The organism is Sphingobacterium sp. JUb56, assembly GCF_014191365.1.
GTDB lineage: Bacteria > Bacteroidota > Bacteroidia > Sphingobacteriales > Sphingobacteriaceae > Sphingobacterium > Sphingobacterium anhuiense.
This window is the reverse complement of the sequence record NZ_JACHWL010000001.1, coordinates 3,454,583-3,473,717: the sequence shown is the minus strand read 5'-3', so window position 1 is coordinate 3,473,717 and position 19,135 is coordinate 3,454,583. Positions and strand designations below refer to the sequence as shown.

Annotated in this window: 17 protein-coding genes; 11 read left to right on the top strand and 6 right to left on the bottom strand. The window is 33.5% G+C overall.

Annotated elements, in window-relative coordinates:
* The first annotated feature begins 15 nt into the window (after window positions 1-15).
* Entirely contained in the window at window positions 16-438 is a 423-nt protein-coding gene (gene aroQ, locus FHR29_RS14880) for a type II 3-dehydroquinate dehydratase (RefSeq protein WP_021189767.1), read from the top strand.
* 75 nt (window positions 439-513) lie between these two features.
* Here aroQ and FHR29_RS14875 read toward each other — a convergent pair whose 3' ends face one another.
* The gene (locus tag FHR29_RS14875) at window positions 514-2,688 is read right to left on the bottom strand and encodes a DPP IV N-terminal domain-containing protein (RefSeq protein WP_031288146.1); all 2,175 of its coding nucleotides are present in this window, start codon (window positions 2,686-2,688) and stop codon (window positions 514-516) included.
* Between the two features lie 268 nt (window positions 2,689-2,956).
* Between FHR29_RS14875 and FHR29_RS14870 the strand changes: the two genes are divergently transcribed.
* Window positions 2,957-5,155: an FUSC family membrane protein gene (locus FHR29_RS14870; RefSeq protein ID WP_183915554.1), complete on the top strand. Its 2,199-nt coding sequence runs from the start codon at window positions 2,957-2,959 to the stop codon at window positions 5,153-5,155.
* Between the two features lie 60 nt (window positions 5,156-5,215).
* On the opposite strand, the gene FHR29_RS14865 is transcribed toward FHR29_RS14870, so the two are convergent.
* Window positions 5,216-5,770, bottom strand: coding sequence for a ferritin (locus tag FHR29_RS14865; RefSeq protein WP_021189770.1), 555 nt, complete (start codon window positions 5,768-5,770; stop codon window positions 5,216-5,218).
* A gap of 394 nt (window positions 5,771-6,164) precedes the next feature.
* Between FHR29_RS14865 and FHR29_RS14860 the strand changes: the two genes are divergently transcribed.
* The 8 genes from FHR29_RS14860 to FHR29_RS14825 all read left to right on the top strand — a co-directional run bounded on the left by FHR29_RS14860 (window position 6,165) and on the right by FHR29_RS14825 (window position 14,498).
* The gene (locus tag FHR29_RS14860) at window positions 6,165-8,744 is read left to right on the top strand and encodes a DUF3857 domain-containing protein (protein WP_183915552.1); all 2,580 of its coding nucleotides are present in this window, start codon (window positions 6,165-6,167) and stop codon (window positions 8,742-8,744) included.
* A 56-nt stretch (window positions 8,745-8,800) separates the two neighbouring features.
* A complete protein-coding gene (locus FHR29_RS14855; protein WP_232789302.1) occupies window positions 8,801-9,613 on the top strand; it encodes an alpha/beta hydrolase in 813 nt (270 codons plus the stop codon).
* Between the two features lie 232 nt (window positions 9,614-9,845).
* Window positions 9,846-10,340: a hypothetical protein gene (locus FHR29_RS14850; protein WP_168128047.1), complete on the top strand. Its 495-nt coding sequence runs from the start codon at window positions 9,846-9,848 to the stop codon at window positions 10,338-10,340.
* 207 nt (window positions 10,341-10,547) lie between these two features.
* Window positions 10,548-11,270: a response regulator transcription factor gene (locus FHR29_RS14845; RefSeq protein ID WP_132771974.1), complete on the top strand. Its 723-nt coding sequence runs from the start codon at window positions 10,548-10,550 to the stop codon at window positions 11,268-11,270.
* Window positions 11,271-11,405: 135 nt separating this feature from the next.
* Window positions 11,406-12,635 (top strand): HAMP domain-containing sensor histidine kinase, encoded by a 1,230-nt coding sequence (locus FHR29_RS14840; protein WP_183915550.1) that lies wholly within the window; start codon window positions 11,406-11,408, stop codon window positions 12,633-12,635.
* Window positions 12,636-12,765: 130 nt separating this feature from the next.
* Window positions 12,766-13,278, top strand: coding sequence for a hypothetical protein (locus FHR29_RS14835; protein WP_132844018.1), 513 nt, complete (start codon window positions 12,766-12,768; stop codon window positions 13,276-13,278).
* The gene (locus tag FHR29_RS14830) at window positions 13,265-13,765 is read left to right on the top strand and encodes a hypothetical protein (RefSeq protein ID WP_031288155.1); all 501 of its coding nucleotides are present in this window, start codon (window positions 13,265-13,267) and stop codon (window positions 13,763-13,765) included. The genes FHR29_RS14835 and FHR29_RS14830 overlap by 14 nt, the downstream gene beginning before the upstream one ends.
* A complete protein-coding gene (locus FHR29_RS14825; RefSeq protein WP_132771972.1) occupies window positions 13,749-14,498 on the top strand; it encodes a YoaK family protein in 750 nt (249 codons plus the stop codon). Before FHR29_RS14830 ends, FHR29_RS14825 begins: the two co-directional genes overlap by 17 nt.
* Window positions 14,499-14,502: 4 nt before the next feature.
* On the opposite strand, the gene FHR29_RS14820 is transcribed toward FHR29_RS14825, so the two are convergent.
* Both FHR29_RS14820 and FHR29_RS14815 read right to left on the bottom strand, forming a co-directional pair.
* Window positions 14,503-15,345, bottom strand: a complete 843-nt coding sequence (locus FHR29_RS14820) for a GNAT family N-acetyltransferase (protein WP_168128049.1) — start codon at window positions 15,343-15,345, stop codon at window positions 14,503-14,505.
* Window positions 15,346-15,449: 104 nt separating this feature from the next.
* The gene (locus FHR29_RS14815) at window positions 15,450-16,379 is read right to left on the bottom strand and encodes a helix-turn-helix transcriptional regulator (RefSeq protein ID WP_183915548.1); all 930 of its coding nucleotides are present in this window, start codon (window positions 16,377-16,379) and stop codon (window positions 15,450-15,452) included.
* 164 nt (window positions 16,380-16,543) lie between these two features.
* Between FHR29_RS14815 and FHR29_RS14810 the strand changes: the two genes are divergently transcribed.
* Entirely contained in the window at window positions 16,544-17,812 is a 1,269-nt protein-coding gene (locus FHR29_RS14810; protein WP_168128051.1) for an NAD(P)-binding domain-containing protein, read from the top strand.
* Window positions 17,813-17,929: 117 nt separating this feature from the next.
* On the opposite strand, the gene FHR29_RS14805 is transcribed toward FHR29_RS14810, so the two are convergent.
* Both FHR29_RS14805 and FHR29_RS14800 read right to left on the bottom strand, forming a co-directional pair.
* Window positions 17,930-18,208, bottom strand: coding sequence for a hypothetical protein (locus tag FHR29_RS14805; protein ID WP_021189784.1), 279 nt, complete (start codon window positions 18,206-18,208; stop codon window positions 17,930-17,932).
* Window positions 18,202-18,975: a hypothetical protein gene (locus FHR29_RS14800; protein ID WP_031288159.1), complete on the bottom strand. Its 774-nt coding sequence runs from the start codon at window positions 18,973-18,975 to the stop codon at window positions 18,202-18,204. The genes FHR29_RS14805 and FHR29_RS14800 overlap by 7 nt, the downstream gene beginning before the upstream one ends.
* Window positions 18,976-19,135 lie beyond the last annotated feature (160 nt).

Below are 19,135 nucleotides of genomic sequence, written 5' to 3'. Positions count from 1 at the left end.
AAGCTATTTATTTTAATGAAAAACATATTAATTCTCAATGGACCTAATCTTAATTTATTAGGAGTCAGAGAAAAATCAATTTATGGAGCACAAGATTTTGATAGTTATTTTTCAACTTTAAAAAATAACTATGAATCTGTTGAGTTGAGTTATTTTCAAAGTAATACTGAAGGATTTATTATAGATAAATTGCATGAGGTAGGTTTTGAATACGACGGTATTGTACTCAATGCAGGGGCTTATACGCATACTTCTGTTGCAATTGCTGATGCTATTGCGGCTATTAATACTCCGGTTGTAGAGGTCCATATTTCAAATGTTCATACACGGGAGGAATTTAGGCATCATTCGTATTTGTCAAAGAATTGTGTAGGAGTCATTTGTGGCTTTGGTTTAGATAGCTATCGATTAGGAGTTGAAGCACTTCTTGCCCGCTAGTATTGATATTATATAATAAAAAATCCCCTTGAGCGATCAAGGGGATTTTTTATTGTTTTTAATTATTCAAATCATTTATTTCTTTAAATGCAGGTCAAAGTATCTGGCAATTTTTTCATACATATGAATGCGATCTTTCCCAGAAACATTATGTTCATGAGTAGGGTATAGGAAATAATCAACCTGTTTTCCTGCTTTGATACATGCTTCTACAAACTCCATACTGTGCTGTTGTACCACTACAGGGTCTTGAGCTCCGTGAATGATTAATAAGTCGCCCTTCAGCTGATCTGCTTTATCGATTAGTGTAGTCAATTTATAGCCTTCTGGATTTTCTTGAGGCATATCCATATAACGTTCTCCGTACATGACTTCATAGTATTTCCAATCCATTACTGGACCACCTGCTACTGCTGCTTTAAAGATGTCGTTATGGTGTATCATAAATGATGTTGTCATAAATCCACCGAAACTCCAGCCGAATATACCCATCTTGTTTTGATCAACAAACGATTTGGATTTCAAAAACTCGATACCTTTCATTTGATCAGCCATCTCTGCTTGTCCTAATTGACGGTGTGTTGCTGTTGCAAATGCTCTTCCACGAGCGTCTGTTCCTCTATTGTCCATTGTGAATACAATGTAACCTTGTTGCGCCATGTACATATCAAAATAACCCGCACCGCCTAACCATTTATTGGTTACTAATTGTGAATGAGATCCTCCATAAAGGTAATACATCACGGGATATTTTTTATTTGTGTCAAAATCACTTGGATAAATGATACGGCCAGTTAAAGGTGTTGCTCCATCTGCAGATGTCAACGTGATAAATTCTATTTTAGGAGGATTGATCTTTCCTAAAAACGGATTTGTTGATTCCACTATCTTTTCTGTTTTACCGGATTTTGTAGCTTTTATCTGAACAATATTTGGAGTTGTCAGATTACTGAATTGGTCTAAAATATAAGAGCCATCACTGTTTAATTTGGCATTGTGTGTTCCTGTACCCTGTGTTAATTGTATTGTTTTACCGGTTTTAAGGTCTACTGAAAATAGCTGACGATCTAAGCCATCATTAGTGACACCTGTATAATAAATTAAATCTCCTTTTGGCGAAAAGTCGCCTAGCTGCTGTACAATAAGATTTTGATGTCCTAATTTTTTGATCAATTTACCATCAGTATTATACAGGTAAAGTTGATTGAAACCTTCTCTGTCTGATTGATATAGAAATTGTTTTGGGTTATTTGGTAAAAACAATAAATCATTTTGAGGTTCTACCCATGTCGAAGCTGTTTCTTCAAATAATGTTTTGATTAGACGACCATCTTGTGCATTATATTGGTTAAGTTTTAGATGATTTTGTTCACGATTTAATACCCCAACATAAACTGATTGTCCAGAAGGATCCCATGTTACCGCTGTTAAAAACTGTTCTTTTGGTTCTCCCGTCGCAAGGGTAATTTTTTGTTTTGTTTTCGTATCATAAATGACCAAGGTAACTTCTTCACTTTTCATACCCGCCATCGGGTAGCGAATATCTTTGACTGAAGCTACACGCGTGTCCCATTGGATAAGCGGGTACTTAGTAACCATCGTCTCGTCTTTGCGGTAGTACAATAATTTGTCATTTTGCGGGTTCCACCACATACCTTTTTTGATACCAAATTCTTGTCTATGCGTATAGTCACTTCCACTAAGAATACCGTCTACTGTATCTGCAGTAACAACAGTTAATTGCCCAGTATTGTCTTTAATTTGTATATTATTACCAATTAAAAAAGCTACTTTACTGTAATCTGTTGTATATTCTTGATTTGTTGCCTCCAACTTTGTTTCCAACAGATGAACTATTTCTTTATTCTTTACGTTAACAGCGATATGATAATGAGCTTGTTTCGTATAGAGTATAAAGCTGATCGTATTTGCATCCTCCCATTTATAATCACTAGGAAAGATCTGCAAATTAATCTGCTCATTCGGAATTCTTGTTTTTAAAGCATTTTGTAAGTCATTTTTGCTCAGTATTATTTCCTCAGACCCTGTGTTCGTAGCACTTTTCTGAACTAAATTTTGATATCCCTTATCCAAATAACTAATGTTATTGCTGTTGGGTATCCAATTGCTGCTAATAAGGGCAGTCGGGGCATATGTACGAGGTCCAAAGACTGTTTCTTCTATATTCAAGTTGCGCTGACCATAAGCCATTGAACTTGCTAATAACAAAAGTAGCGTGAGTTTTTTCATGCATTTAAAGATTTTTAGTGCCTAAAATTATTGTTTTCTTTTGACTATTTCTCATTTGTGTTACTAAAGAAGGTCTTTTTTTTAAAATAAAATATTGATTTTTGATGTAAAACAATATTTTATGAATGTTTTATGGTTATATGTGAACTTTATAGGAGATGAAAATTTCTTTTTGTAGTATTTAATTTGGTACTTTTGCAAAAGTTAAGTGATTAGCATATGCATAGTCTTTTATCGATATATTTCCACATTAATAATATAACCTACATTGCGTGATCATTTAGAAATAGTATGGCAAAAGGCACGGTTCTTTATCAATAGTCAACCGTTTCATGAAGGATTAAAAATTACGGTGGCAGTGCTAATTTCGGTTGTAATATTTGCTTGTTTCGGCCATTTGCACAATGGTGTAACCTTAGGAATAGGTAGCATTATTGCAAGTACTCCAGATCTGGTTGGTCCTTACCGGGAACGCCGTCAGTCCTTGTTTATCAATGTTGCTGTTATTTTCGCAATGAGTATGCTCACGCGTATACTTCCTTTTTCAGATGTGTTCCTTGGTTTGTTTATTGCTTTTTTCTCTTTTGCAGCTTGCATGCTCAGTGTTTTTGGTATCAGAGCTATGGGAATCGGAGCTTCTTGTTTATTGGCTCTATTTTTTAGTTTGACATTGACACATGAAAGCAGTCATCCTATAACAGAGGCTTTATTGATGACTGGAGGTGCAGTCTGGTATATGATTTTTGTGTTAGCAGTACGCTACATGAGACCTTATCGGGTCAGTCAACAGGTTCTGGCGGAGTGTGCCTATAAGATCGGTACTTTATTGCGTATCAAAGCTTGCTTCTTTGATGTTCATACTGCGATTGCAAAGACTCATAAACGTGTTATTCAGATCAATGTAATATTGAATCAACGACAGGAAAATGTACGTGAAGTTTTATTTTCTGCGGCTACTGAGAAGCAATTTGCAAGTTACCAATATAAACAGCTTACTTTTATTTTCGCGACCTTGATGGAACTGTTTGAAAGAATAAATGCTTCTCATCATGATTATTATCAGATTCGTGAAAAATATGGACATACAAAGGTTTATCAGGTCATACCTGAATTGTTAATTAGCTGTGCTCAAGAATTGGAGCGACTGACGACTCCAATCAGTTTATTGAAGCCACCGAAGACAGCTATTCAATTTACAGGACAGTGGGATAAAGCCTATGCTGAGGTTATCGCTTTAGAGAGCCGAGAGCAAGGAACGACAATCGTATTGAAGAAAATCCTTGTTAATATCCGTTATGTCATGCAGAAAATAAGAGAGGTTCATCGTATTTTATCTAAATCTGAGGAAGTTCATGATCACTCTGAGTTACTTGCACACAAAGAACGTTTCTTTAAACAAAGAACCTTTTCGTGGCCAGCATTACAGGCACATTTAAATTTAAAGTCACCAATTTTTAGACACTCACTTCGTGTCGCTATTGTTATGTTGGTTGCTTTTGTTATTACTAAAACACTTCCTGTTTTTTTTCCAGAATACATTGCTTTGACAAAACATAGTTTTTGGATTTATATTACCATAATTGTTATTCTGCGTCCTGGTTTCAGTTTAAGCAAACAACGAAGTATTGATCGATTGAAAGGATCATTTCTGGGGGGCATGTTGGGATTATCAAGTATTTTCTTGATCACAAATATTTATGTACTCCTAGGTCTCATGTTAGTTTATATGCTATTGACTTTTACTTTTTTAAGAAGTAAATATGTTTATGGTTCGTTTTTTCTAACTGCCTTTTTTCTAATTGCTTATTATTTCTTTACAGGAGTAGATGATTTTGGCGTTCTTTTATTGAAGGAACGTCTATTGGATACTGTAATTGGCTGTGTGCTTTCATTTTTATCTTTTCATTTCATATTTCCTACTTGGGAAAGTGATTCAGTAAAGACGTATTTGAAAAATGTGATACAGGCGAATGTACATTTCTTATCTGTTAGTTTTCGTAAGTTATCGGGTGATAAAGTCGATATTGCGGATTATAAATTGGCTAGGAAAGAAATTTATCTCAGTTTAGCGGAATTGAATGCACTAAATGAACGTATATTGAATGAACCTATATTTCAACGCCCGTTCACAAAGGAATTAAATGACTTTTCTATTTTTACACATCAATTGATTTCCTATGCTATGGCCTTTACAAATATGCTGGACCATAGTTCCGGTTTAGCCTTTCATGAGGAGCATGAACGGCTGATGAACAAGATTCTTTCGAAATTAAAAAAGACCTATACTTTGTTTGCCACTGATTCATTAGAAATTCTTGCCTTGAAAACAGCTGTTTCAAAAGCGCATATTAGTGATCAGAGTGACGAGCTATTAATTACAGAGCAATTAGAATTAATGGATGGTCTTGTGGATAAATTGTCTCATAATTCTTTAGATATTTCCTTACTGGCTAAGCGGTCGCTATAGGTAATTTCAGAAAAATAAAAAGGTAGCTTTTGATTTAAGCTACCTTTTTTTATATGTATTTTATGCCAGCGGGTTTACTTGATCTGCAACTGGAAACTCTTGCCCAGTATTTCCGATTAGTTTGTTGAGTTCAAATCGGGCATTATCTGTCATATCTTCACCTCCAGCCAATTTAGCTTTGTCTAATAAGTCTAAGGCAAGTTTCTCTTCCTCACGTTGTTCATTAACAAGCCATTGAAGGAAATTCCATGTTGCCCAATCACCTTCTTGCATACTTAAATTTACTATTTTATAGATAGATTCTGTATTTTCTATTTCTTGTTGCAGTACCATTTCAAAGCATTCTAGAATGTTTTTAGGTTCTGGTTCTGGTTTCTTTATTGCATCAATTTTTACAGATCCACCTCTTTCTTGAATATATTCTATTATTTTGGCCATATGTACGCGCTCTTCTTGGGAATGCTTCATAAGAAACGAATTGACACCATCTAACATATTCTGATCAGCCCAACAAGCTAACATTAAATATACTTGAGCAGAATATGCTTCTAATGTAATTTGATCATTCAAAGCTTTACTAAGAGTCTGTGATAATCTATTGGTTGTTATTGCCATTTTTTTGCGATTTATGCACCACGAATTCGTATAGGTTTATTCGGGTGTTTGTTAAAAAATTGTATACCTGTGTCACATATGTTAATGTGTACTTTATTAGAATCAACAGCCAGGAGACGAAAATGTTTGCAGATATTCTTTTTAGGGATGAGTAAAATGAGCCAATTCTTTTTATTATAAATAGTTGAAAATGGGTTATTCGGTGATTTTTGTGATGTTGTTTCTATTGATCACCTTGTTTATTTTCAGATTAGAACTGTGTGTATATATTATATCTTAGTTGTCTATATTATATCTTATCATCTTGATCTTTATGTCTATAACAAAGCAAAATTTTGCTTGTCATATCGATAATAATTTAATTTTTATATCTTTAACATAAGATTATTAACCAATGAAATTTAATTCATATTTATTTTTTTTATTCTTTATAGCGGTTTTGTTTAATAGCCATGTTCTGGCTAATAACAAACTTAATAAAGCTCCTGTTCCAACTTGGGTTAGAGCGAATAAACTTTCACCTTCAAAAATTGATATTAAAGATATAGGACAAGGGTATTATTATGATTTGATTGAATATCAGGTTAATATAGGAGAGCAAATTAAGTTTTTTAGAGATGTTAAAGTTTTATTTGATAGTAACGGTGCTGAAAATGCAGGTCAAATTTCAATAAACTTTGATCCAAAGTATCAGCAGGTTACTCTTCATGAATTGAAAGTAATTAGGGATGGGAAAACTATTGATAAGCTTGATGTCGGTAAATTTACCTTAGTTGCTACTGAGACCGATTTATCTCGATTTATCTATAATGGAACTTATTCTGCTTATTATATATTGGATGATTTAAGAAAAGACGATAAGATTATCGTTTCATATAGTTTGAAGGGATTTAATCCTGTTTTTGAAAATAAGTTTTTTGACAAATATTATCTGCAATCTTATGAACCTATCGGTTTGGCAGTAGTTAATTATATTGTTCCGAAAAATAGGAAGTTAAATTTTAAATCGCATAACAATGCTAGTAAACCGCTTATAGAAGAAGGTAGTAATCACGTTTCTTATAGCTGGGAAGAGCAGTCGTTTCCTGCCGTTGAATTTGATGAATATGCGCCTGCATGGTATACAAATCTACAATGGATAGAGTGTACAGAATTTAATTCTTGGTCAGAAGTAGGGGGCTGGATGGCGCGGACTAATCCAACTGTAGATTTTAAAGACGGTTCTCCGTTAGCACTTCTAGTTGATAGATATTGGGATGATTCTCAGGGAGATTCGATGAAATTTCTGAAAAAGGTAACACACTTTGTGCAGAATGATATTCGTTATATGGGAGTTGAGCTGGGTGAATTTTCTCATCGTGCTAACACACCGGAAAAAATTTTTAATCAGCGATACGGTGATTGTAAAGATAAATCGTTGCTGATGATTTCCATGTTAAAACGGAAAGGAATAAAAGGATCTTTGGTTTTAGCGAATTCGTACCTTACATATGGTATGGAAGATTATCTACCATCGCCAGGTGCTTTTAATCATGTTGTGGCTGCTATTGAGATTGGAGACAGACAACAGTATATTGACCCTACCATCACTAATCAAGGTGGCGGGATTACAGATTTATATTTCCCTTACTATGGTAGAGTTTTAAAAATCGATGATTCGAAGCATTTGACATCTGTTGATAAAAATGTCAATGGATTAACAAAAATTTCAGAAACTTATTTGCTAGATAGTAAGGGCGGAGCAATTTTAGAGGTTAAAACGAGCTATAGCGCCTCTAGTGCAGACTTTATAAGAACTTCATTTAAAGAAAGTGCAAAAAATCAGATACAAAAGAGTTATTTGGATTACTACAAAAAAATGTATCCCAAAATTTCCATTAAAGAGTCACTAAAATTTGAAGATGAGTTTGATAAAAATATTATTCATGTAACAGAGAGGTATTATATTGAGAAAATTGGTGAAAAAGATGAGGCGTCAAATAAAAATATCTTTGGCATATATGCGAGTCAAATTAATAATAATTTACCTGAACTTAATTCATCAGAAGGTTTAGCGCCTCTTGGTTTGTATTTTCCGTATTGCTTAGAATATGATATTCGCATCGTAAATCATGGCGGGGTTGAATTTAATCCAGAAAGAGAGAGCTCTTTCATTGATCGTGATTCTTATTATTTTGGTAAAACTGTTAAAACGTCAAAAGACACGCTTATTATCAGCTACAATTTTGGATTCCACAATCCTTTCGTAGCATCGAGTGATAAAAAACAATATGTTGATGATTTTAAAAACAGAGATGTTTTATTGTACAATGCATATTATATTGAGGATAATGGAATAATCGTCGGCTCTAATATTTCAGGTAAAATCAGTATGCTTACAATTTTTGGATGTGTTTGCATTATTTTAATCTGTGTTATTTTTATACTTCGCTATAATAAAACAGCATCATCTTCAATGATTCAATTATACGAGGAGCCCGAATACCATTCAGTTGGGGGATGGTTGATTTTATTAATTATTTCGATGGTAATTACTACTCTAAGAGTTGCGTATAATTTTTTTGAGTCTGGGTATCTAACTCAGGAGATCTGGGAGAGTTATAGGTATACTAGTTATTTTCCGGACTATGTTCATAAAATATTTGTTGCGAGTGAAATTTTATTAAATATCATTCTCTTAATGGGTTTTATATACTGCATCTATTTATTTAGTAAAAAAAGAGATCTTTTCCCACAAACTATGATTGTTGTGCTCGCTGTGATGTTTCTTTCAAATGTTGTTTTTACTTTTTTTAATTATTTTTATATGAGTAATATTTTAGCTCCCGATGTAATTTCTACAAATGTGAAGAATATCATCTACAGTGTGCTATGGGGGATGTATCTTTATAATTCAGAACGTGTGAAAGGAACTTTTGTAAACGCTTATAATCAAGAATTAGCGATTGATAAAGATACTGCACTGTCGGAATAGATATGACTACTATATTTTTATTTGCCAGTTTTATGTATGCGTTTTTAAATTAGATCATGATGTTGTATAAAATTTTTGTATTCTTTTGTTTAATCTTAACTAATTTCACTTCTTCAGCTCAGGGTTATAAATTGTTGCAAGATATTTCTTATGTAGAAAAGTCTGAAAAAGATATGTATAAACAAGAGCGCTGTAAGTTAGATTTGTATTTTCCGGAGGACAAATCGAGTTTTGCTACAGTCGTATGGTTTCATGGCGGAGGATTAGAGGAAGGAGAAAAATATGTACCATTGGAGCTTAAGGAAAAGGGGATTGCTGTAATTGCTGTTAATTATAGATTGAGTCCCAAAGTAAAGGGGCCAGATTATATTGATGATGCTGCTGCCGCTGTTGCCTGGGCGTTCAATAACATCACAAAGTATGGTGGTGATCCTACTAAAATATATGTATCTGGGCATTCGGCTGGAGGTTATCTAGCATTGATGGTCGGATTGGATGTGAGCTATCTGAAGAAATACCATATAGATGCTAACCAGATCAAAGGTATAGCACCTATCAGCGGACAAACAAATACCCATTACACTATCAAGAAGGAACGTAAACAGTCAATGGAAATACCCATTATTGATCAGTATGCACCTATTCATTTTGCTAGAAAGGATGCTCCTCCGACTTTGTTGATTACAGGTGATGCTAGATTAGAATTACCTGCCAGATATGAGGAGAATGCACATCTGGCCAAAGTGCTCGAAAACTTAAAACATTCTAAAACGGAGTTATTCCAATTACAGGGTTTTGATCACGGTGCTGTGTATGCCCCAGGTTGTTTGTTGTTATTAAGATGGATGGAGAAATTAGACCGAAATTAATAATGAAAATTTAGGAATAGATTAAGATACCTTGATCTTGTTGATTTTTAATCTATTCTAATTTTTACGGTTTATAATCTTCTTTCAGATTTTGAATTGAATTCATCGTCATATTATTTTTTGTGGTTTATAGTAAATGAATGAGAATATTGCTTAAAGTGTTAGGAAATTAGCAATTGTACGAACTATTTAGGTAATTTAATGTTATTGATTATACTAAATTATGCCAATTATGAAAAACGAAAAGATCAATATGGATGCGCGTATTTTACAATATAATCTGCATTATGGTTTTATGGAAAATCCTATGATGTTCAATTTTGAATATAATCCTCACAGACTTATTGTAAGAAATTATGCGCTTAGGAATAATCACATAGAGGTATATAAAGGTTATCTGCTTAACTTTTTTCCAGATAGGGCCACTAAAGAATTGGAGCAGTTTGGTGTAGATATCTTACATTTAAAATACTTTAATAAAGACGAAGCATCAAAGTGGCTAATGACTCAAGATGTTAAAATTTTACAATCTGATATTAATGCAGATGATCAAGATGCTGTGTTTAATATTGTTTATTTATCAGATCAAGATGATATCAACCCTTATCTGAATGAGGACAATGATGATTTCATCTTGCGTCATTCTTGTCCAAATCAAGTACTTAAATCAAGAGAAAAAATATGGTTAGATACGAGAGTTGATGGAATTGGTTTGCAATTCTTATAATTTAATTGATCCGTTTCTGACCTTCTTCTATTTTATTTATTTCGTGCTGAAAACACCAAAGTATAATAAGGTATTTCACTTTTTATTTTCTAGCATGTTCTCTGGTTTCATATTCTTTGCTCCGATATGTCTTCAAATTTGTGTGTGAGTTACCAAAAGCTTATTTTTATCTTTTGAAGGAATTAAAAGGTAATCAGATATCATGTCATGAATATAGAGCAACAAAAAATTATCTTGGTAGAAGACGAACAAGATGTAGCTGATTTGATTGTTCAGGGCTTGGAAGAGGACGGTTATCAGGTAATTCATTTAAATAAAGCAAATTTATTGCAGGAGCTGCTTAGCAATCATGATATATCTCTCGTACTGTTGGATATATTGTTACCAGGTACCAATGGGCTGGAGATTTGTAGACAAATCCGGTTTTGGGGTTATACTGATTTACCTGTGATGATGCTAACTGCCTTGGGAACTCCCGAAAATGTTGTTCTGGGTTTGGACAACGGGGCTGATGACTATCTTTCTAAACCTTTTAAACTGATTGAACTTAAAGCAAGAATTCGTTCTTTGATTCGACGCAAGCATTCCATACTTCAGGCTACACAGCGGGATCAGGAACCAGTCCATGAGATATATAAATACGGTTTTTTTGAAATCGATGATTATAAAAAAATAGCTTATTGTGAAAAACAAGAATTAACGCTTACGAGTACAGAATATCGATTGCTTTTATTGTTTATCCAAAATCCCAAAAAAGTATTTGAGCGTAGCGAACTGCTTGATCGGGTATGGGGAATAAACTTTGATATTGGTTCTAATGTAGTGGATGTGTATGTTAACTATCTCCGCAAGAAAATAGAAAAAGTATCATCCAAAAAAGCTATACATACAGTGATCGGTATGGGATATGTTTTAAAAGTCGAAGATTAAGATTTTATGCATAATTATAATAAAAAGCTTATTTACCTCATTACCATTCTGGTTATCTATGTCTGTTGTTTTGTTGGTTTTATTTTTTATTCTATTTCCAATTTTGCGTTTCGCGATTTTTATAAACGGTTAGATTTGAGACGGAATATAGCAGCTGAGAAGTTTTTAAATAATGGTAGCGCAGATCAAAATAACCAATGGAGCTTAGAATTTATTGAGAATCTTGATAATCAGCACGAATTTCTTGTCGAGTTTGATGCCGCTGGGAATATTGTTAAGAGTCGCGGTTTTAATCGAAAGCTATGGAGTAAGATCGATAAAAAAGGTGTTTCTAATTTTAAATCCGATAGTCAGTTTTATTCGACCAAATTTTTTGAAAAGGATGGACGGAGGTATATAATTGGAGCTTCTGCTGAGAACTACTTTTATACGCATCATCTTGCATATCTTCGAAATCTGCTGATAATTAGTTTAATCTTGGGTATACTTTTTATTTTGGTAGTTTCCGTTTTTATGAAACGTTCTTTTTTGAAGCCTATCTTAACAATGATGAAGGAGGTGCAACAAATAGGTTCTGAAAATTTACATAAAAGATTGGATGAAGTTAAATATAAAGGGGAACTTAAGGATCTTGCCAGCACTTTTAATAATATGTTAACAAGATTAGAGACATCATTTGAAACTCAGAAAAATTTTATCAGTAATGCTTCACATGAATTGAATACTCCTTTGACTTCCATAATAGGGCAGGCAGATCTGGCGCTATCAAAAGAGCGAAGTAAAGAAGATTATCAAAAAACTCTTTTGAAAATTATTTCATCTGCTGAGCATTTAGAAAAAAAAACAAAGGCACTTTTGTTGTTGGCACGTACTGGTTTTGTCAGTAATTCATCTTCTTTTAGTCCTGTTCGTATTGATCAAATTATAATGGATGCAGAGTTGACAATCAAAGCTATTAATGATAAGTTTCGTATTGTTACTGATTTTGACTTATTGCCAGATGACAGTATGCGTCTTAAAATTAATGGAAATGCTATTTTACTTCAATTGGCTTTGTCCAATATTATTAGTAATGCCTGTAAGTACTCATCTAATAGGACTGCCTATATTGCTTTAGGTGCTTTGGATAATAAGGTGTTTATTTTGATCAAAGATGAGGGCATAGGTATCCCTTCAGAAGATTTGGAACATATTTATGATCCTTATTTTAGGGCTTCAAATACCGATGGTATTGACGGTTATGGTATTGGCTTGCCTTTGGCTCGCAATATCATTAAATTACACGAGGGGACGTTAAAAGTTAAATCTTCTGTAGGAAAAGGAACAACAGTTGAAATAGAGCTCCCTACTTATCTTAAATTTTAATCCTATTCTAATCTTTTCATTTGTTTTAATCTCATTTTAATTTCAGCTTTGAAATTCTAATAGAAAGCTAATTTCAGCTTCATTCCATTGCAATCTCTCGGTGTTAACTTTGTATCAAAAGTAATTTGATATGAAGAAACGTATATTGATTCCTAGTGATTTTACAATAGATTCCCTTTTATTTGTGATCCAAAGTCTCGAACATTCGAAGGCGAAAGAAGTGGAGGTCGTATTGGTATATGGCAACCGCAGTAGTACGTCTATCAGTGAATTGCTAGGTATTAAACTGGAGGATCAACTGTCAGATCTTCATTCGGAAGATTTTATTAAAGCTTGCCAGATGATCTGTAATCGCTATGAAGATCGGAAGTTGGTCATATATACGGATATCATCGGTACCGACAATTCAAATTACTTACATAATTATTTATTAGGCGCAAAGATTGATGAAATCAGAGTGCCATCAAATTATGCATTTGAAAAAAGAACTAAGCATTTTTTTGATGTAGGAAAGGTTTTACTGCGGTTGAACGCGCGTAAACTGGGGCAAGTCGGAATTATACAGAAACCCAGTACTGAGAAATTTGAGTGTAATGTTTTATCTGATTTATTCTTTAAAAAAAAATGGGATGTCAATTATTAAAATAAATCTGCTGGTTAAATTCAACTTTATCTTACTTGCTTTGCTTCTTTTTTTAGCAACAACTATGGTGATGTTTTATGAAAGTCCAGAGCGTATGTTGGAAGGAGAATGGGTCGAACAAGGATGGTATTTTGAAAAAGTGGATAATATGCCATCTTTTCAAAAGCAATCGACGATTCATGAAGAAATTAAAAATACTCTGATTGCACATTTACCGCCTCTTCAAGACGGTTTGTGGCACTTTGAAAGAAAAGGAAGCCGCAGTTATATTGCCCATCATCATGATAATAGATATAATTGGTTTTTAAAGGGAAGAGGTCATATTTTGGAGCTACGGAAAGACGATAAACTTGTGGAAAGTTTTGTGATACATGAACTTAGTGATACCAGATTAATACTACATCTTAATTTAGATCTACAGGCTAAGGGAATTGCACGAATTGTGTTGGAGAAAGGAGAAAAAATAAATTATGCTAAGAAAATATAGTAATCATCGCACGATACAAGACAATATTAAATTGGGATCCTTGACTGCTTTTTCAGCAGGTATGGTCAATGTCGCATCGGTCATCGTTTTTTTTTCATTTACCTCAAATGTAACGGGGTATTATGCCATTTTTGCTCAAGAGATTGCTAAGGGTAACTGGTATCAGGGGGCTGTAGTTTTATTCTGGATATTATTATTTTTAATCGGCAGTATGCTTTCGAATATGATTATTATTCATGGAAAGGGGCGTTTTAGTGCTTTTCTTACTCATTCTATACCTTTAGTTCTTGAAATATTAAGCATATTATTTGTCGGCATTTATCTGGATTTTTTTTATAAAGATTCTTTACAGGAAACAGAAATCTTGGTGGGGGCGTTGTTATTCGCTATGGGGCTACAAAATGGATTGACTGCCAGTATTTCAAACTCAGTAGTAAAAACGACTCATTTGACTGGGCTTACAACAGATCTGGCTATTCTGATTTCTATGTTTACAAAGGAATCTAACAGACATAATAAAGCACTTGTTGATAAGTTTAATTTATTGTTGAGTATAGTAATGGCTTATGTTGCGGGCGGGCTGTTAAGTGGTTTATCATTTGCTTTTTTGACCAATAAGACATTTTACGTAGTATGTTTTGTCCTATTGATCATAGGCTCTTATGATTACTATAAGCTATATATTATCAAAAAACAATATGTGCAGCGACACCGCCAATCATTAGTTTCCTAGCTTTTTATATATTTTTTATCATTTCAAGTTGAGACACATTATTTTCAAGACTTAAACTTTTAAAAAATCCAGTGCTTTCTGAAGAACTATTGTCGATATTAAAGGCATATAGTTCTTTTGATCCGGTTGATTGTGTCATCGCATTTATCAATTGTGTTGCTATGCCTTTCCGTCTATGGATTGTAGGAACTGCAATTTGTTGTATTCTTTTTGTCTGAGCATTATAGATTATATATCCGACCAATTCGTCTTCTAAATACGCGCAGAGGATAGTAATCTTATCTTTGCTTTTTTCTAAAGTTGTTATGGAATTTTGCCAAGATGGTTTAATTGACCAAAAAGATATAAAATCATCCCATTTAAAATTTTCTACTTGTTTAATAGATAAAAAACTGGATTTCTTATCTGATTCAAAAGATCCTTTAAAACAATCTAGCGTTCTATTAACCCGATAATTCATTTTCTCATAGGCGCGTATTGCACGTTGGTTACCGACAATAACTTCCAGTACCATATGATCTACATCAAGATCTCTTAGTTTTGGGATTAAGTAATTATACATTTTACCTACCAAACCTTGTCCTCGAAAATCAGGAATGACTCCAGTAGCAGCATTATAAGCGACCAATTTTTCACCATTATGATTTAAGGCATGAAGCATAAAACCAACTAATTTACCTGAATAAAAAACTCCTAAAGATAAATCAAGCCGGATGTTTTCGGTGAAAATTTTATATTCCAACTGCTGAGAAGTAAGTTGAAATGGAACGATATAATCAGAAAATGATTGGTTCAAAATTTCTGTAATGTAATCAATTCTGATATTTTCTAAAGTTGTAATTTCCATTTTTTATTTTTTATTACAGAATGCTTTCTTATTATTTTTGAGTAAGATGAGTGAACTATTCTATTCACTTTACTAAGGTATAACTTTCTTAAGTGCTAGAAGTTTTACTGTTTTAGTGTACCTGGAGAAATGCCAAATTTCTTTTTAAATGCTGTTATAAAATGTTGGGGATTCTGATAACCGATGTGGTCTGCCACTTCATTTACATATTTATCCTCTTCTAACAACAGCCTTTTTGCTTCTTCCATTTTCAGATCTTTGATGTAGCTGTATACTGTCATTCCAAAAAGCTCTTTAAAGCTTAGCATAAGTTTCCGTTTGTTCATGCCAATAAGTTGAGCCAGTTGTGTGATGGTTAGGAATTGGTCCATGTGCTGCTCGATTAGTTGCTTCGCATGAAAGAGTTTATCTCTATCCATTTTTCCAAAAGAGAGAGATTTTTGGTGGGGATGATTATTGGATTTTTGTAATTGCAGTAGGAAAAGTTCTGTCATTTTTGCTTCCATATATAGCCCGCGCATCTTTTGATTGTAAGGGTTAATTTGAATCTGAGCAATTGTATTACGCATTGCTGGAGTAGTGGTCATCACAGTTCCTGAGAATAGATTTGATGTGTCAGAAACAAAATCACTTAATAATTTTTCAAAATGAGATTGGCCTATCCTAATTTCCAAAAAACTTCCTGTTTCAGTTGGAGACATCACAATATCTTGTCTATGATCTTCTAAATATGTTATAGTATTGCTTCCTTTTATAAGATTCAATGGTTGTCCGGAACGATAAGCTCCACTAGATCCATCTAATCTGAAGTGCATTTCAAGAGCTTCTTTTTCAATATTAATCTGGAGTTGCTCTTCTTTAATTAATGTGTAATTGCACTGGATAAATTGTAACGAATCAAAGGTCGTTTCGTGAAAAAAAAACGCACCACCTGATTTTGTTTTTATATTATGTTTCTTTTCCGAATAAGCAGAAAACTTTTCGCTTTTTAGACTATTGCGTTGGATAATAGTTAATTCCTGATTTTGCATCATTGCGTAGGTTTTAATCTCTATTGCGTTATCTTCTCTCGATATGTAATGATAATATTTGTACAAAGGTAAGCAAATAAGTTTTTATGTATTGTTTTGGAATGAACTCGATATACAATTTGCTTTATTCCTTCATAAGTTGAATTTTTTTTTAAGACAGTTTAAAAATGAAAGTAGAAAAAATACAGGATGTTATTGTTGTCGGAGCTGGGCAAGCTGGACTGGCCATAAGCTATTATCTTAAAAACCATAGAATAAAACATATCGTATTGGAGCAGCATTTTATTGGTTATTCGTGGAAAGAGCATCGCTGGGATTCATTCAAAATGAATACACCGAACTGGATGACCACTCTTCCTGGTATGGATATTCCGATTAATAAAAGGGAATACTTTATGACTAAAGAAGAATTTGTAATGTATTTGAAAAAGTATGTTCGAACATTTAACCTACCTATATTAGAAAACCATAAAGTAATCGGAATTGAAAAAACTGACATAGGTTTTGCTGTTAATATAGAAAAGGAGGGTGTATTTTATACATTTTTATCAAAAGCAGTTGTAATCGCTTCGGGTATTATGAATAAGATTTCATTGCCCAAGCTATGGAAAAACGTACCTGCTCATGTAAAACAATTTCACGCTTCCGAATATAAGAATGTGAAACAAATGCCTACTGGAAATATATTGGTTGTGGGAGGTGGGCAATCAGGTTGTCAGATTGCTGAAGAACTGGCTCTGGCAAAGAGAAAAGTATATTTAGCTGGAAGTAAAGTCGCAAGAGCACCACGCCGCTATAAAGGGAAAGATATCATGGAATGGATGGATCGGATGGGGATGATGGATATGTCCAGTAAGTTGTTAAAAGAAAAATCTCATTTACTTGCTGTGCAACCTCAAGTTTCAGGTCTAGGTTTGTTAGGACATACGGTAAGTTATCAATCATTGTATAGTATAGGGGTCACAATTCTTGGTGGTTTAAAAGGCGTAGATGATGAAAATCTATATTTTGACGATAATGCTAAAAGTAATATCCATTATGCAGATGAAACCTCGGTTTTTATTAAGAGTCAAGTAGATGCTTACCTTGAAAAGCATTCTGCATTTATTTCAGAAGAAGAGGAGGATCTTTCAGATTGTCCTGATAATAACTATGTTTCAGCTTCCGATTTACGTATACTTTGTTTAAGAGACTTTGATATAGCTACAATAATTTGGGCTACAGGGTTTGGATATGACTTTAGTTATCTAAATGCATCTTTAGTTGATGATAAGGGAAGACCTGAGCATGTAGATGGTGAAATGCTAACGGAGGGTTTTTATTGCATAGGCTTTCCCTGGTTACGGAAGAAAAAATCAGGACTTGTTTTTGGAGTAAGTGATGATGCAAAAGCAATTGTAGAAAAAATTATGCAAAATTTGAATAAGAACCAATGAATTGAAGTGTAATTTTTATCCCTTTTGAGCAAGAAGCTATTGTGAATAAAATGTCTATTTCGACATAAAAGACTGCTATCTGCATAAAAAGATAGCAATCTTTAATGGTCTGATCTATTATGAGTTGTTTAGTGACTCATAAATACTATTGATTAATGTCCGTATTTGAGAAATATTTTGATTAGAAAATGAAAATTCATCTGAGAATCTATTTGCCCCTTTCAAAAATTCTCTCAATTCCTGACCGTGCTGAATGTTATCTTCGTTTATGAATCTGTCTTTGTAGTTATTGAGATAGTTTAGATATGCTTGAATAGTGGTTTCATTTGCGGCTTCTTTTTCTATTAGTTGCAATAACTTTAGATAATCATTTTTTATTTTCTCTGAACTTACCATGATAATGGAATTTGTATTACTAATTTTTTAAAAGCATCGTCTCTAACTGCTGGAGGGATGAATAACTGCAGTTCTCCTCCAGGTAGGTGTGGATTAATTACACCTGCTGCAATAGGTTGTTTTGCGGTAATTCCCTGCCAAACTTTTAAAGTCTGCTTTTGTGGAACTTCATATTCGTAGCATTTACTAAAATCGTTCCAAGCGGGCTGAACGGCAGTACCACCAATAACAGCTCCAACAGATTTTGGTTTTTCCTTTGTCCAGTATCCTCCTGCAGGATTACCTCCGGTTACCCGGTAAATTTTTGTTCCGGAAGGTAGAACCGTTGCTGTTGCATCAACAAAGTTGGCGGCCTCAATAGCTGGTAGATCTAAAGCTGGATCATTCCAATCCGGATGGTTAATACCTGCCAATAAACCATTTGATTTATAATCAGATTTTGCGATTCCTGGAATATTGTTCCAATCTTCTATATGAACTCTTTGGTGATAAATGCTGATTGCAGTTTCAAGTTTAGTCATTAAACCAGCTTTATCACTCGTTTTAGAGAAAGCTTCTTTTAGCTTCGTATTATCTAATCCTTTTTCTACCCAATTATTTAATTTGGCCTTAGTACCTGTACCAAGTGATCTTTCCAGATCATCCATCCATCCGGTTGGGTTTTCAATTTCTTCATTAATTGGATCATTGTCTGAAGAACAGTTAATAACAAGTTGACTTGTGAAAATCAACAGAATTAACATCATTTTTTGTGTAAATCTAGTCATAAGAATCTTACGGGTTTAGGTTTTTGATAAAAATATATTTAATAAAAATTAATGAGTTTAGATTTGAATGGTATTTTTTAAAACTAATTTTGTTCTATTAGGGAATTAAATTCATTTTTTATTTTATTTCTTATTTATAATTCATCAATTTTAATCATAA

Excerpts from the sequence above, each read along its gene's own strand:
- aroQ (WP_021189767.1), top strand. The coding sequence starts at position 16 with ATGAAAAACATATTAATTCTCAATGGACCTAATCTTAATTTATTAGGA.
- FHR29_RS14875 (WP_031288146.1), bottom strand. The coding sequence starts at position 2,688 with ATGAAAAAACTCACGCTACTTTTGTTATTAGCAAGTTCAATGGCTTAT.
- FHR29_RS14865 (WP_021189770.1), bottom strand. The coding sequence starts at position 5,770 with ATGGCAATAACAACCAATAGATTATCACAGACTCTTAGTAAAGCTTTG.
- FHR29_RS14860 (WP_183915552.1), top strand. The coding sequence starts at position 6,165 with ATGAAATTTAATTCATATTTATTTTTTTTATTCTTTATAGCGGTTTTG.
- FHR29_RS14855 (WP_232789302.1), top strand. The coding sequence starts at position 8,801 with ATGATGTTGTATAAAATTTTTGTATTCTTTTGTTTAATCTTAACTAAT.
- FHR29_RS14850 (WP_168128047.1), top strand. The coding sequence starts at position 9,846 with ATGAAAAACGAAAAGATCAATATGGATGCGCGTATTTTACAATATAAT.
- FHR29_RS14845 (WP_132771974.1), top strand. The coding sequence starts at position 10,548 with ATGAATATAGAGCAACAAAAAATTATCTTGGTAGAAGACGAACAAGAT.
- FHR29_RS14835 (WP_132844018.1), top strand. The coding sequence starts at position 12,766 with ATGAAGAAACGTATATTGATTCCTAGTGATTTTACAATAGATTCCCTT.
- FHR29_RS14830 (WP_031288155.1), top strand. The coding sequence starts at position 13,265 with ATGTCAATTATTAAAATAAATCTGCTGGTTAAATTCAACTTTATCTTA.
- FHR29_RS14825 (WP_132771972.1), top strand. The coding sequence starts at position 13,749 with ATGCTAAGAAAATATAGTAATCATCGCACGATACAAGACAATATTAAA.
- FHR29_RS14820 (WP_168128049.1), bottom strand. The coding sequence starts at position 15,345 with ATGGAAATTACAACTTTAGAAAATATCAGAATTGATTACATTACAGAA.
- FHR29_RS14815 (WP_183915548.1), bottom strand. The coding sequence starts at position 16,379 with ATGATGCAAAATCAGGAATTAACTATTATCCAACGCAATAGTCTAAAA.
- FHR29_RS14810 (WP_168128051.1), top strand. The coding sequence starts at position 16,544 with ATGAAAGTAGAAAAAATACAGGATGTTATTGTTGTCGGAGCTGGGCAA.
- FHR29_RS14805 (WP_021189784.1), bottom strand. The coding sequence starts at position 18,208 with ATGGTAAGTTCAGAGAAAATAAAAAATGATTATCTAAAGTTATTGCAA.
- FHR29_RS14800 (WP_031288159.1), bottom strand. The coding sequence starts at position 18,975 with ATGACTAGATTTACACAAAAAATGATGTTAATTCTGTTGATTTTCACA.